The following is a 14068-nucleotide window of genomic DNA, read 5'->3' on the forward strand; positions in this document are numbered from 1 at the left end:
CGCGGGGGACGGGGCATTCGTCATCCCCGCGGAGACGTCAGCCGACGCAGCCGCGCACGGAGTCGGTCGGCCTGCAGTTGTTCGGGGTGTTGAACATGACCTGGGAACCGAGGAGTCTCACGGTCCCGGACCGCCGGAAGATGCCGCCGCCGTCGATGGCGCGGGTGCCGTTGATGACGGTCCGGTCCAGCGTGGACGTGCCGACGGCGTGGTAGAGACCGCCGCCAAGCGCCGTGCCGTCCTGCGCGGTGACGGTGTTGTTGATGATCCTCGACCGGGTGGTCTCCAGCGTGCCGCCGTCCGGGTTGTCCAGGCCGCCGCCCTGGGCCACCCCCTCGGAGGCGTCGACGACATTGCCGACGACGGAGCTGCGCAGCAGCTTCAGTTCGCTCCGCGGCCCGAGCCGGATGCCGCCGCCGCGTGCCGTGCCGCCCCGGGCCGTCACCGTGTTGCCGCTGACATGGGTGTTGTCGACGGTCATGCGGGCGGAATTGGTGATTCCGCCGCCCTGGGCCGCGCCGTCCGGGGCGTCGGCGACGTTGCCGCGGACGAAGCTGCCGGTGACGGTCATCCGGCCGGACGCCGCCGGTGCGCTGTTGGTGACCGCGGCACGGGCGAACCCGCCCGGCGCGGACGCACGGTTGCCCCTGATCACGGAGTTCTTGACGGTGCTCTGCGCCATGGCGGCGATGCCGGAGCCGAACGCGAAGCTCCCGGTGTCCTCCCTGACCCACGCCAAGTTGTTGATCACCTGGGCACCCTCGACCGTCAGCGGCCCGTCGTTGGCGATACCGCCGCCCGCCGCCGCGCCACCGTGCTCGGATCCGGAGTAGGCGACGGTGTTGCCGCTGACGACCGAGCTGCGGACCGTGGCGTTGCCGGGGTTGTCGATGCCGGCGCCCTGCGCGTACAGCTTCGACTCGGCCCGGTTGCCGGTCACCCTGCTGCGGGTCAGGAACATCTGGCCGAGGTTGGCGATCCCTCCGCCGCAAGCCATGCCGGGGACGTCCGGGTAGGCCGGGCAGTCGGTCGCACTGCCGCCGCTGATCGTGGTGTCGAGCATCGTCAGCCGCGCCGTCCTGCCGACGAGCAGGATGCGGAACCTCGGCGCCGTCGCGGCACGGGTGATCGTCGCGCCCTGACCGTCGACGGTCATCGTGCCGGTGATCACCGGCAGGCCGTTGACCGGGTGGAAGGGGTTGGCCCCCGCCGCCAGCCGGTACGTGCAGCCCGGCGCCAGCCGCAGGGTCTCCGGGGCGGCCGTGCCGTTGGCCGCGCGGATCGCGGTGAGGAGATGCGGGACCGAGCACGGTACGTCGATGACGCCGGGGGCCGCGGGCGGTTTCGGCGGCACGGCGGGCTTGGCGGGTACGGCGGGCTTCGCGGGTACGGCGGGCTTCGCCGGTACGGCCGGCTTCGCGGGACCGGGGGGCTTCGCGGTTCCCGGCCGCTCGGGCCCGGCGACGGCGCCTCCGGGCGCGGCCGGGGAGGGGGCGGCTGCCGGCGGCGCCAGGAGCGGAGGCGCGGGGGGAACCGGCGGGGCGGTACCGGGACCGGGAACGGCCGGAGCCGGAGGCGTGGCAGCCCCCACCCCGGGTGGAGCGGGGACACCGGGAGCGGCCGGTACCACGGGGACCGCGGGCACGGTCGCCGGAGGCCGCTGCTGGGGCGGCGGAGGCGACGGGGCGGCTCCGGCGGCAGTGACGGGGACCGTGACCAGCGCGCCCGCCACGAGACCGACGACGGCCGGAACGTGCTGACGAGACATCAAAGGCTCCTCACTGCTGGGGCGGTACGGCCGACCACGCGGGGACACAGCCCTCGCGAGCCAAGCCGAACACGTCCCGTTCCCGTCGTCGCCCCGGCCTGATCCGTCCGGGCGAGCCGTGCCCCGAACGGACGACGACGCCCGCACACCGCGGTCTTGGGCCGCCGCAGGCCGCGGGTGCCGCCGCGAGCCGCCACGGGCTGCGCGAGCCGGCCGCCGGGATCGCCACCGGGGCGCGTTTCGAAAGCAGCGTCGTCCGCCCCCAGGGCCGGGGCCCCCGCCCGGACGGGACCTTCGAGACGCGCTCTAGCCGAGGACCGACGTCAGGAACTCGCCCGTCCACGCCAGCAGTTCACGCCCCACCACCGGCTTGCCGCCGATCTTGCCCGTCGTCGGCCGGGGGACCAGGACCTGCTGGACCGCCGGCTTGATCACCGTGCGCGGGTACAGCCGCTTCAGCCGAAGCTCCTGCGACTCGCGCAGCTCCACCGGCGCGAAGCGGATGTTCGGGCCCTGGAGCACGATCTCGCCGACCCCGCAGGCCCGGGCGAGCATCCGCAGCCCGGCGACGAGCAGCAGGTTCTCGACCGGCTCCGGCAGCTTGCCGTAGCGGTCGACGAGTTCCTCGCGCACCGCCTTGACGTCCTCCTCCGAGTTCGCGGCGGCGATGGCCCGGTACGCCTGGAGGCGCAGCCGCTCGCCCGGCGCGTAGTCGTGCGGGACATGCGCGTCGACCGGGAGCTCGATCTTGACCTCCAGCGGCGGCTCCTCCTCCGCGCCGCCCTCCAGGGAGGCCCGGTAGTCGGCGACCGCCTCGCCCACCATGCGGACGTACAGGTCGAAGCCGACGCCCGCGATGTGCCCCGACTGCTCGCCGCCGAGGAGGTTGCCCGCTCCGCGGATCTCCAGGTCCTTCATCGCGACGTACATGCCCGCGCCCATCTCGGTGTGCTGGGCGATCGTCGCCAGCCGCTCGTGCGCGGTCTCGGTGAGCGGCTTCTCCGGCGGGTAGAGGAAGTACGCGTAGCCGCGTTCCCTGCCGCGGCCGACGCGGCCGCGCAACTGGTGCAGCTGGGAGAGGCCGAAGTTGTCGCCGCGCTCGACGATGAGCGTGTTGGCGTTGGAGATGTCGATACCGGACTCGACGATCGTCGTCGAGACGAGCACGTCGAACTTCTTCTCCCAGAAGTCGACGACGACCTGCTCCAGCGCGCTCTCGCCCATCTGGCCGTGGGCGGTCGCGATCCGCGCCTCAGGCACGATCTCCCGCAGCCGCGCCGCCGCCCGGTCGATCGACTCGACCCGGTTGTGGATGTAGAACACCTGCCCCTCGCGGAGCAGTTCGCGGCGGATCGCGGCGCCGATCTGCTTCTCCTCGTAGGGGCCGACGAACGTCAGCACCGGGTGGCGCTCCTCCGGCGGGGTGGTGATCGTCGACATCTCGCGGATGCCGGTGACCGCCATCTCAAGGGTCCGGGGGATGGGGGTCGCGGACATCGTCAGGACGTCGACGTTCGCGCGGAGCTTCTTCAGCTGCTCCTTGTGCTCGACGCCGAACCGCTGTTCCTCGTCCACGATGACCAGTCCCAGGTCCTTGAACCTGGTCTCGGACGAGAACAGCCGGTGGGTGCCGATGACGATGTCGACCGAGCCGTCCCGCAGGCCCTCCAGGGTCGCCTTGGCCTCGGTGTCGGACTGGAAGCGCGAGAGGGCCCGGGTGACTACGGGGAACTGGGAGTAGCGCTCCGAGAAGGTCCCGAAGTGCTGCTGCACCAGCAGTGTCGTCGGGACGAGCACCGCCACCTGCTTGCCGTCCTGGACGGCCTTGAAGGCGGCCCGGACCGCGATCTCCGTCTTGCCGTAGCCGACGTCGCCGCAGATCAGCCGGTCCATCGGAACCGACTTCTCCATGTCCTCCTTGACCTCGGCGATGGTGGTCAGCTGGTCGGGCGTCTCCGCGTACGGGAACGCGTCCTCCAGCTCCCGCTGCCAGGGCGTGTCCGGGCCGAAGGTGTGCCCGGGCGCCGCCATCCGGGCGCTGTAGAGCTTGATCAGGTCGGCGGCGATCTCCTTGACGGCCTTCTTGGCGCGCGCCTTCGTCTTCGTCCAGTCCGCCCCGCCGAGCCGGTGCAGCGTGGGCGCCTCACCGCCGACGTACTTGGTGACCTGTTCCAGCTGGTCGGTGGGGATGTAGAGGCGGTCGCCGGGCTGCCCGCGCTTGGCGGGGGCGTACTCGACGAGCAGGTACTCGCGTGTGGCGCCCTGCACGGTGCGCTGCACCATCTCCAGGTAGCGGCCGACGCCGTGCTGCTCGTGGACGATGTAGTCGCCGGCCTCCAGCGTGAGCGGGTCGATCTGCTTGCGGCGGCGGGTCGGCATCCGCGCGCCGTCCTTGCCCGCGGCCTTCTGCCCGGACAGATCGGTCTCCGTCAGCACGGCGAGCCGCAGGCCCGGGTCGACGAAGCCGTGGTCGATCGAGCCGCAGGCGACATGGACGACGGAGGGGGCGATCTCCCCGAGGTCGGCCTCCAGCCTGGCCGCGATCCCCTCGCCGCCCAGCACCTCGACGGTGCGGGACGCCGTGCCGTGGCCCTCGGTCACGAAGACCGTGCGCCAGCCGTCGGCGAGCCAGCCCTTGGTGTCGGCGAGAGCCCGGGCGGTGTCGCCCCGGTATGTCTCGGGGGCGTGCATCCCGAGCGTCAGGGTGTCGTCCGTCAGCTCCTCGTCCACGGCGAACGGCGACACGGACCACCACATCATGCCGAGCTCGCGCGCCCGGTCCCGTACGTCCGCGATCCCCCACAGGGAGGCCGCGCCGACGTCGATCGGGGCCTTGCCGCCGCCTGCCGAGGCGGCCCACGACGCCTGCAGGAACTCCTGTGACGTGGCCACCAGGTCCGCGGCCCGGGTACGGACCCGCTCGGGGTCGCACACCACGGCCATCGACCCCTGCGGCATCACGTCGAGCAGCAGTTCCATGTCGTCGACGAGGACCGGGGCGAGGGACTCCATGCCCTCGACGGCGATGCCCTCGGCGATCTTCCCCAGCAGTTCGCCCAGCTCCGGATGGGCCTCGGCGAGGGCCGCGGCACGCCGCCGCACCTCGTCGGTGAGCAGCAGCTCACGGCACGGCGGCGCCCACAGCCCGTGCTCGGCGACCTCGAGCGAGCGCTGGTCGGCGACCTTGAAGTAGCGGATCTCCTCGACGTCGTCGCCCCAGAACTCGATCCGGAGCGGATGCTCCTCGGTCGGCGGGAAGACGTCGAGGATGCCGCCGCGCACGGCGAACTCGCCGCGCTTCTCCACCAGCTCCACCCGCGAGTAGGCGGCGGCCGCGAGCCCCGCCACGACGTCCTCCAGGTCGGCGGTCCGCCCGGTGCGCAGGGACACCGGCTCGAGGTCCCCGAGGCCCTTGACCTGGGGCTGCAGCACCGACCGTACGGGGGCGACGACGACGCTGACGGGCCCGGCGGCCGGGTCGTCCGTGCTGGGGTGCGCGAGCCGGCGCAGTACCGCGAGCCGGCGGCCGACGGTGTCGGAGCGCGGCGAGAGCCGCTCGTGCGGCAGGGTCTCCCACGAGGGGTAGTCCACGACCGTGTCCGGGTCGAGCAGCGACCGCAGCGCAGCGGCCAGGTCCTCGGCCTCGCGGCCGGTCGCGGTCACGGCCAGCACGGGTCGGGATGCCTCGCGGGCCAGCCCGGCCACGACGAAGGGCCGGGCGGCCGGCGGTCCGACCAGGTCGACGTGGGGCCGGTGACCGTCCCCCGCGGCTTTCACCGCTTCGACGAGGGCGGGGTCCTTGACGACGGCGTCGAGCAGACCGTGCAGGCTCATGAAGGGTTATCCGTCCGGGGTTCCGTAAGAGGGTGGGCAACGCGAACAGCCCGACACGTCTGGGGCGCCCTGTGTCGAGGACCAGGGCCGGGCCGGGGATCTCCAGGGTACGCCCGCCGGAAATCCCGCGGGGCGGGTAAACCGGGGCCCGCCCCCGGTGCGTATACCGCCTGAGATCTCACCTACCGACCAGCACCACGGAGCCGCATGTGACCGACGACGAGTTCGAGGAGTTCTACGCACGCTCCGTGAAACGGCTGGTGGGCCAGGTGTACCTGATGACCGGCGACCTCCACGAGGCCCAGGACGTCGTCCAGGAGGCGTTCGTCCGGGCCTGGGGACGGCGGTCGGCCCTGCGGGCGGACGCCGGTCCGGAGGCCTGGATACGGACGGTCGCCCGGCGCCTCGCGGTCAGCCGCTGGCGGCGCGGGGTACGGGCCGCCGCGGCCTGGGGGCGGCACCACCGGGAGGGCCGGGCACCGACCGTTCCGGAGCCGGACCCCGGCACGGTCGCGCTGGTCGCGGCGCTGCGGCGGCTGTCCGAGCGGCAGCGGCGGGTGGCCGTCCTGCACTACGTGTGCGATCTGTCCGTGGACCAGGTGGCGACGGAGACCGGGATGGCCTCCGGGACCGTGAAATCGCACCTGTTCCGCGCCAGGGCCGCACTCGCACCCCATCTCGACGACGCGGCCGACCGGGTCGGCGCGACCATGCCGGAGGAGCACGGTGTCTGACTTCGACGAGCAGGAAGCCCCGCTGGCGGAGGCGCTCAAGCGGGCGGCCGCGACGGGCGGGGAGCTGGCCGCGCCCGCGCCGCCCGGCCGCGTGGCGGCACTGGGCGCCCGCCACCGGGCGCGCCGGACGGCGGTCGCAGCTGCCTGCGCGGTGTGCCTCCTCGCGGGCGGCGCGACCGTGGCCGCGCTGCAGCTGACGCCGCGGTCCACCGCGCCGGCGGCGCCGCCGGCGCCCGTGGACTCGGGCAACGGCACCTCGGCGACACCGGCCACGCCCTCTCCCAGCGTGTCCACGCCCTCCGCGTCGACGCCGTCCGGGACCCCGGCGGTACCGCCCGGCTCCGCCTCCCCCTCCGTACCCCCGGCCGGGGGTCCCACACCGAGCGCACCCCCGACGTCCACGGAAGACCCGCGGCCCGGCCCGGGCGGTTCCGCGACCCCAAGCGGTTCCGCGACCCCGGGCGGTTCCTCGACCCCGGGCGACCCGCCGCAGCCCACGGTCTCCGGCAGCCCGTCCCCCGGCGGCCGCTGACGGGCCTCCCGCCGGAACCGGCGCGGGAGCCGCCACGGCTCCGGCCCGGTGAGCATGGAGGACGCTCACCGGGCCGGAGCCTCATCCTACGAACCGCACTCACTCCGTGGCGATGGCGCTGAGGACGTTCATCCGGCCGGCGCGGAACGCCGGAACCAGCGCGGCGACCAGTCCCACGAACGCCGACCCGGCGAAGACGTACAGGATCGTCGGCCAGGGGATGTCGAGGACCCCGAGGCCCTCCAGGGCGAGCAGCTTCTGCGCCGCGGTGCCCCAGCCCATGCCCAGGCCGAGGCCGAGCAGGGCGCCGAAGAGCGCGATGACGACCGACTCCAGACGTATCATCCGGCGCAACTGGCGGCGGGAGAGGCCGATGGCCCGCATCAGGCCGATCTCCCGGGTCCGCTCGACCACCGACAGGGCCAGGGTGTTCACCACCCCGAGGACGGCCACGACGATGGCGAGCGCGAGCAGCCCGTAGACGATGTTCAGCAACTGCCCGACCTGGTCCTCGAGGTCCTGCTTGAAGTCGGTCTGGTCCAGCACCCGGTACTGCGGGTAGGGGGCCAGGGCGTCCTTGAGGTGCTGGTATGCCTCCTTCTCCCCGCCCTCCGCCGCCTCGGCGAACATCATCATGTTCCTGGGCATCCGCTCGGACGTGAAGTACCGCTCGGCGGTGCTGATGGCCATGTACATCGCGCCCTTGTCGACGTTGGTGTCGTCGGAGGTGACGGCCGCGACCCTCAGCCTCGCGGTCGCGCCGCCACGGAACGCCACGGTCATCGTGTCGCCGACGTCCACACCGTGCTTCTCGGCGTAGGTCTCGCCGACGGACATGGCGTCCTCGCCGTAGGCGTCCCGGAGTTCACCGGCGACCGTCTCGCGGCGCAGGTCCTGTGCGTACGTCGGGTCGGCGGCGACCAGCCACTCGTCGTCGGTGGACGATCCGTCGGGGGCGGTGACGGTCGCCCTGACGCTCTTGTACTCGGTGACGTGGGCGATGCCGGGAGCCTTCTCCAGGGCCTGCTGCGCCTGCGGCACGATCGGACCGTTGGTGGACTGGACGATGAAGTCGGCGCCGACGGACCTGTCGAGTTCCTCGGTCGCCGAGGCGACCATGGACGAGCCGACGACGGACAGACAGGCGACGAGCGCGAGACCGATCATCAGCGCGGCGCCGGTGGCACCGGTCCGGCGCGGATTGCGCAGGGCGTTGCGCTCGGCCATCCTCCCCACCGGTCCGAAGACCCGCAGCACGACCGCGCCGAGGACCCGCACGACACCGCCCGCCAGCAGGGGGCCGACGACGATGAAGCCGATGAGGCTGAGGACGACGCCGGCACCGAGCCACACCGAGCCCTCGGCCGCCTCGTCGGCCCTCGTCGCCGCCCACAGGGCCGCGCCGCCGGCACCGGTGAGCACCAGCCCGATGCCGCCCCGGACGAGTCCCGCCCTGCCGTCGGCCGGGGTGCCGGCGTCGCGCAGCGCGGCCATCGGGGAGATCTTCCCGGCCCGCCTGGCGGGGATGTAGGCGGCGAGGACCGTGACGACGACTCCGAGCACGAGGCCGATGGCGGGCGTCGTCCACTTCACGGTCAGATCCGAGGTGGAGAGGTTCATGCCCAGCGACGACATGAGTTCCATCAGGCCGACGGCGAGCCCCACTCCGGCGCCGACGCCGGCGAGGGAGCCCATGACGCCGAGGAGGAGCGCCTCGATGAGGACCGAGCGATTGACCTGGCGCCGGCTCGAACCGATGGCGCGCATCAGGCCGATCTCGCGGGTGCGCTGGGCGACCAGCATGGAGAAGGTGTTGACGATGAGGAAGACGCCGACCAGGACGGCGATCCCGGCGAACCCGAGCATCGCGTACTTCATGACGTCGAGGAAGCCGCCGACGTCCTCGCGGCCCGCGTCGGCCGCCTCCGCCTGCGTCTGGAGCCGGTACGTCCCGCCGGTGGCCGCGGCGACGTTCCGCTTCAGCCGCTCATGGCTGACCCCGGGTTCGGCGGTGACCGCGATGTGGGTGAACCGGCCCGTCCCGCCCAGGAGTTCCCGCTGGGCGGTGGCGGTGTCGAAGTAGACGACGGCCGCGCCGGGGTTGGTGACCTTGAAGGAGGCGATACCGGAGATCGTGGCCGTGAAGTCGCCGGTGACGGCGATCGTCCGCAGCTCGTCGCCGATCTCCAGGCCGTGCTTCCCGGCGGTGTCGGCGTCGACCATGACCTCGGTGGGGCCGCGCGGCGGGTGGCCGGAGCTGATCTCCATCGAACGCAGCTCGCCCCGCGTCCAGTTGCCGGCGATCGTGGGCGCGCCGTTGCTGGATCCCATGTTCTTGTTGCGGGCGTCGACGACGGTGACGCTCATGGAGACGACGGCGCCCTCGGCGGACTTCACGCCCTCGGCCTTCTCCACCACCGGCAGGAGCGAGGCGGGGAGGGTCTCGGGGCGGCCGCTCTGCGGGTTCTCGTCGTCGGCCTCGGCACTCCGGGGGCTGACGGTGACGTCGGCGGCGGTGACCGCGAAGAGCTTGTCGAAGGTGGTGTTCATCGTGTCGGTGAACACGAGCGTGCCGGACACGAACGCCACGGACAGCAGGACGGCGACGGCGGACAGCGCCATGCGCCCCTTGTGCGCGAGGAAGTTGCGCAGCGAGGTCTTGAGCACGGTCACGAGGTCCGTCCCCGGGCGTCGAAGTCCTTCATGCGGTCGAGGACCTGCTCGGCGGTGGGGTCGAGCATCTCGTCGACGATCCGGCCGTCGGCCAGGTACAGCACGCGGTCGGCGTAGGAGGCGGCTACGGGGTCGTGGGTGACCATGACGATGGTCTGGCCGAGTTCGTCGACGGACCGGCGCAGGAAGCCCAGGACCTCGGCGCCGGCACGGGAGTCCAGGTTTCCGGTCGGCTCGTCGCCGAAGACGATGTCGGGCCGGGCGGCGAGGGCGCGTGCCACGGCGACGCGCTGCTGCTGGCCGCCCGACAGCTGGTTGGGACGGTGCCCCAGCCTGTCGGCGAGCCCGACCGTCTCCACGATCCGGTTCAGCCAGGCGGCGTCCGGCCTGCGGCCCGCGATGTCCATGGGGAGCGTGATGTTCTCCAGGGCGTTGAGTGTGGGCAGCAGGTTGAAGGCCTGGAATATGAAGCCGATCCGGTCCCGGCGGAGCCGGGTGAGCTTCTTGTCCTTCAGCCGGGTGATCTCGGTCTCGTCGAGGTGGATCTCCCCCGAGGTGACGGTGTCGAGTCCGGCGAGGCAGTGCATCAGCGTGGACTTCCCCACGCGTGATCTGTGTACCCGATTCCCCTCGCACTGGACGCAGGGGCCTACGCGGAGGTACACAGGCAATATGACGCAAAGCGCAGTGATTAGGACAGAGCTACCCATGTCGGTAGCTCTGTCGTCACAGTGCGTGAGCTATGGGCGCGTCTCTCTGGACGAACAGAAGATCGGTAAGGGGGTCGCATCCCAGCACAACGAGAATGACGACTACGGCCTAGAGATTGGCCACCCGGTCACGCGCCGGTATGAGGACATCGGCATCAGCGCATTTGGCCTGAAACGCGAACGCCCAGGCTATCAAGAGCTACTGCGAGACATTGCCGCTGGCCGTATTGGCATCGTCATTGTCTGGCACGCGGACCGGTTGACTCGCGACGTAGGCGAGGGGCGAGAATTCATTAAGCTGTGCCTCGCCCATGGTGTCCGCCTGTTCAGCATGCAGCGCGGCGGGGAGTACAACTTTCGGCGCGCAGCCGGTAGGGCCGATTTCCTGCGGGACATCGTCAAGGCAGAGGAAGAATCCGGCCACAAGGGCGAGCGCGTCTCCCTGTCCCACAAGCGCCGTGCGCTTGCAGGCGAATGGGGCGGAGGCGTCCGGCCATACGGCTGGGGCGTTGACACTGGGCGCGTGCGCTCGCGATGCGTCAACCCAAAGGCGGATATCGCGGATCGTGTCTATGAGGACCGACCCGTGTTGGACATGACCCAACATCGGCCCAACGAGCGTGATGAAATCCGCAGGTGGAAGGATGATCTCTTGGCAGGCGTGAGCATGAATCAAATCCTACGGGATATCAACACACGGGAATTGCCGACGGTATCAACCATGGAGGGACGCACGGTAAAGCGAGGTGGCAAGAACATCCTTGGGCAAAAATGGTCGCGTCAAACCGTCGTCGGAATTCTGACCAATCCGCGGGTAGCGGGGCACGCTGTATGGCAAGGGGAAATCGTCCGGTGGGGTGCCTTTAAACCGATCATCACGGAGGAGGAACGGCAAGCGCTGGTGACACTGTTTCGTGATCCGTCGCGCCGCACGGCCTCCGGAAACACGCCCAAGTGGCTGGGTAGCCTGATCTATCGGTGTGGACAGTGTGACGGGGGATTGATGCGGCAACGCCTCAAGCGCCAAAGCGACGGAACTCCCCTCTACCTCTGCAGCCAATGCAACAAGGGACGGCAGTCGGCTGTACTCCTAGATGCGTACGTGGAGAAAGTGATCATTGAGCGCCTGTCTCGCCCGGACGTCATTGACCTTATCGCCCCCTCCACCCCTGCGGCCGACCTTGACGCGCTCCGCGATGAGCGGGCGGCACTGCACCAGCGCAAGAGAGGCTTGTCACTCATGTATGCGGATGGCGAGATTGATGACGAACAACTGGCATCCGGCACAACAAAGATCCGGCAACGCCTGTCCGAGATTGACGCCACCCTGTCGGAGGCTGTAGGGGAGTCGCCCCTAGCGCCGTTTGCGCTCGCCCGTCAGAGTGCGGCCGAGACATGGGCAGGCATGACCCTGGGGCGCAGGCGTGAAATCGTGCGCATCCTCGTGGACGTCCGCGTGATGCAAGCGCCCGCCCGCAACCCTGGGCGCAAGCTCAAGGATGCACCCCCGGAAAAGTTGGACACTGCAACAATCATCATCAAGCCAAAGCAATAGATAGGCGCACTTAGGGCCCCTGCCAGTGGGAGCGGCGGGGGCCCTTTCGCATGCCCAATCACGAGGGGACGGCATGGCCGTACGACGAAACGCCGATGACTGGACGTTCACGCATCACGCGCTGAGTCGAGCGGTCGACATGGCCCTAGATCCCGCGGAGTTGCGCGAGGCAATAGAACGCCCAGTGCGGCCGATTGCCTCCCGGAAGTACGCAGGCTGCCACTTGATCCACACGGATCGTATCGCGTTGTGCGTGAGCCTAAAGGAAAAGGTGGTGATCACGGTTGTATGGAACACGTTCAACGGTTCGGGATACGACCGATTCAGTCGGGACGATGACCTAGACCTGTGCAGAGATCCGGAATAGCGCCCCTGCGCGCCCTGTAGGCGCCTCAGGAGGCGCAGGCGCAGGGGCGGGGGGCTAGCCGGACGCCTCGCGCGTCTTAGAGCGACGCTCCGCGGGCGGTGGGGCAAGGAACACGCCCCACACCGCATGGGTCACGTAGTGCCCCCCTCGCATGTGCGCTTCCGATTTCACCGTGCGCACTGTCACGTCATAGCCCAACGCCTGGGCACGAGCCCGCAATTCATCGGCTGCGCCCTCCGCAGCCTGCTTGGCGCCCTTGCCGTCAAACGTGGCCAACGGCTGCGTCATGTCCGCCATGAGCGCCCCCTTTCTCTCGCTCCCACCTTTACCAGTGTGGCGCTCGTTCGCCACTCGACAGGCTAGGACCCTTGCCTATGACTTGTGGCCGGCGCCCAGTTGGGCACCTTTGGAACTCCATTATCCGCCCAGCCTCGCGCGTTGTTGCGCGTGACTGGTGCGTTTGTTGCGGGGAAGCGCGCCCCCTTCCTGTACGAACTCAAAAGAAAGGTAGCCATGTCCATTCCGAACAAACAGAAAGGTACGGCCGCTGAAACTGCCGTTGTCAATTGGCTTCGGGCGGACTGCGGTTTTGGAGACGCGAGGCGCAACACCCTGGGCGGAAGGTTTGACCCTGGGGACGTTGAGCCTGTGCCGTCCGCAGTCCCCCCGGTAATTATCAGCGTCAAGGACGGCAAGGAAGGTTCGTACTGTTCGCACTGTCGCCAGAGAACCGAACTCCACATGCAAACCGCGTTGTTTGAGAAATGGTGGGCGGAAATCTCGGCAACGGTCGAGCGTCGCAGTCCGCTAGGTCTGCCCCTCTTGTGTCACAAGCGGGCAGGCAAGACGAGTCCGGAAGCGTGGAAATGGTACGCGGATTCTGGGCACCTGGGGCGCTATCGCATGGGCCCCATATCCATCACGGGACCGCAGGCGCGATTCATCATGCAGCGCCATATAGCTAGGTGGGCGGAAGAGTGAAGCGCAAGCAACGCAAGCAAGAGCAAGAGCCTTTGGGTGAACTCATGACCGTTGAGGAAGTGGCGCGCTATTTCGGAGTGAAGCCCAGGCGGGTCCGCGGATGGGAAAAACGACGCGTCCTGACCCCTGTACTGCGCAGGGGCGAGCGCGTCTATATGACCGTGGAAGTAGAGCACTTGGCAGCGCTCTATGCCGACTAAGTACCGGTGCCCCGTGTGCCTAAAGGACGTCGCCCCTACGGCTGCCCAGCGCTTCCGCAAGCATGACAACGGGCCCGGCAAAGAGTGCGACATGAGCGGCATATTCATCCCGCGGCACGTCATCGCTGCGGGCCCGTCGGACCAGTCGGACGCGCCCAGAAAGGGCAGGGACTATGCCGACTGCCCCGCCTGTGGACGTACGCCCAGGCTCGACGCAGAGGGGCGCTACGGCACACACCTGATAGTCCCCCAGGGCAGCGAACAATGCCCCATGAGCGGCAAGGAATACGGGGGGCCGGCCGAAAGTGGAGAGGAGAAAGCGTCATGTCAGACAACCCCATCCCAGGCGTTGACGACTACGCCGCAGCCATCGAACGAGCCAAGCGACGGCACCCCGCAGGAAAGGGACTCGTCGCCCCGGACGGGTGCCCCCATCCGGACGCGCACCACCTGTGTTCCGTCAACAAGTGCGGCTGCCCCGGACCGCTCGACGTCGGAACCTACGGGGAGCCTGATAGGCGCCTCTGCCCCGGACCTAGCCACACAGACTCTGGACAGGTACCGGGACCGGACAGTGTCCGATGTCCATTTGCCGCCTTTGGAGTCTGCGACAACGAGTGTCCCGACGCAGACAGTCGCGCTTGCGTCCGCGGCGCCCCTTGAATTCCGGCAGCCTGCCCCACCGTTCGAACAACCTGGGCGCACGGTGCGTGT

At 69.9% G+C, this 14068-nt stretch carries 9 protein-coding genes; 4 read left to right on the forward strand and 5 right to left on the reverse strand.

Annotated features, from left to right (window positions below; genetic code table 11):
• Positions 1 to 37 precede the first annotated feature (37 nt).
• The gene (locus AB0J10_RS00535) at positions 38 to 1768 is read right to left on the reverse strand and encodes a hypothetical protein (protein WP_363056248.1); all 1731 of its coding nucleotides are present in this window, start codon (positions 1766 to 1768) and stop codon (positions 38 to 40) included.
• Positions 1769 to 2074: 306 nt separating this feature from the next.
• Positions 2075 to 5602, reverse strand: coding sequence for a transcription-repair coupling factor (gene mfd, locus AB0J10_RS00540; RefSeq protein WP_363056249.1), 3528 nt, complete (start codon positions 5600 to 5602; stop codon positions 2075 to 2077).
• 209 nt (positions 5603 to 5811) lie between these two features.
• Here mfd and AB0J10_RS00545 point away from each other — a divergent pair, with 209 nt between their 5' ends.
• Together AB0J10_RS00545 and AB0J10_RS00550 are read left to right on the forward strand one after the other, a co-directional pair.
• Entirely contained in the window at positions 5812 to 6336 is a 525-nt protein-coding gene (locus AB0J10_RS00545) for a SigE family RNA polymerase sigma factor (protein WP_363056250.1), read from the forward strand.
• The gene (locus AB0J10_RS00550; protein ID WP_363056252.1) at positions 6329 to 6868 is read left to right on the forward strand and encodes a hypothetical protein; all 540 of its coding nucleotides are present in this window, start codon (positions 6329 to 6331) and stop codon (positions 6866 to 6868) included. The genes AB0J10_RS00545 and AB0J10_RS00550 overlap by 8 nt, the downstream gene beginning before the upstream one ends.
• 99 nt (positions 6869 to 6967) lie before the next feature.
• On the opposite strand, the gene AB0J10_RS00555 is transcribed toward AB0J10_RS00550, so the two are convergent.
• Together AB0J10_RS00555 and AB0J10_RS00560 are read right to left on the reverse strand one after the other, a co-directional pair.
• Positions 6968 to 9541 carry an FtsX-like permease family protein gene (locus tag AB0J10_RS00555; RefSeq protein WP_363056253.1) on the reverse strand — a complete coding sequence of 858 codons (2574 nt, stop codon included), beginning with the start codon at positions 9539 to 9541 and terminating at the stop codon, positions 6968 to 6970.
• Positions 9538 to 10146 carry an ABC transporter ATP-binding protein gene (locus tag AB0J10_RS00560; RefSeq protein WP_363056255.1) on the reverse strand — a complete coding sequence of 203 codons (609 nt, stop codon included), beginning with the start codon at positions 10144 to 10146 and terminating at the stop codon, positions 9538 to 9540. The genes AB0J10_RS00555 and AB0J10_RS00560 overlap by 4 nt, the downstream gene beginning before the upstream one ends.
• A 103-nt stretch (positions 10147 to 10249) precedes the next feature.
• On the opposite strand from AB0J10_RS00560, the gene AB0J10_RS00565 reads away from it, so the two are divergent.
• Positions 10250 to 11806 carry a recombinase family protein gene (locus AB0J10_RS00565; RefSeq protein WP_363056257.1) on the forward strand — a complete coding sequence of 519 codons (1557 nt, stop codon included), beginning with the start codon at positions 10250 to 10252 and terminating at the stop codon, positions 11804 to 11806.
• A 421-nt stretch (positions 11807 to 12227) separates the two neighbouring features.
• Here AB0J10_RS00565 and AB0J10_RS00570 read toward each other — a convergent pair whose 3' ends face one another.
• The gene (locus tag AB0J10_RS00570) at positions 12228 to 12470 is read right to left on the reverse strand and encodes a hypothetical protein (protein WP_363056259.1); all 243 of its coding nucleotides are present in this window, start codon (positions 12468 to 12470) and stop codon (positions 12228 to 12230) included.
• A 680-nt stretch (positions 12471 to 13150) separates the two neighbouring features.
• On the opposite strand from AB0J10_RS00570, the gene AB0J10_RS00575 reads away from it, so the two are divergent.
• Complete coding sequence (locus AB0J10_RS00575) at positions 13151 to 13354, forward strand: MerR family transcriptional regulator (protein WP_363056261.1); 204 nt, start codon at positions 13151 to 13153, stop codon at positions 13352 to 13354.
• Positions 13355 to 14068 lie beyond the last annotated feature (714 nt).

This window comes from Streptomyces sp. NPDC049887 (assembly GCF_040656535.1).
Lineage (GTDB): Bacteria > Actinomycetota > Actinomycetes > Streptomycetales > Streptomycetaceae > Streptomyces.

What these genes read in the sequence shown, in the direction of transcription:
- AB0J10_RS00535 (WP_363056248.1), bottom strand. Translation starts at nt 1,768, where the DNA reads ATGTCTCGTCAGCACGTTCCGGCCGTCGTCGGTCTCGTGGCGGGCGCG.
- mfd (WP_363056249.1), bottom strand. Translation starts at nt 5,602, where the DNA reads ATGAGCCTGCACGGTCTGCTCGACGCCGTCGTCAAGGACCCCGCCCTC.
- AB0J10_RS00565 (WP_363056257.1), top strand. Translation starts at nt 10,250, where the DNA reads ATGTCGGTAGCTCTGTCGTCACAGTGCGTGAGCTATGGGCGCGTCTCT.
- AB0J10_RS00570 (WP_363056259.1), bottom strand. Translation starts at nt 12,470, where the DNA reads ATGGCGGACATGACGCAGCCGTTGGCCACGTTTGACGGCAAGGGCGCC.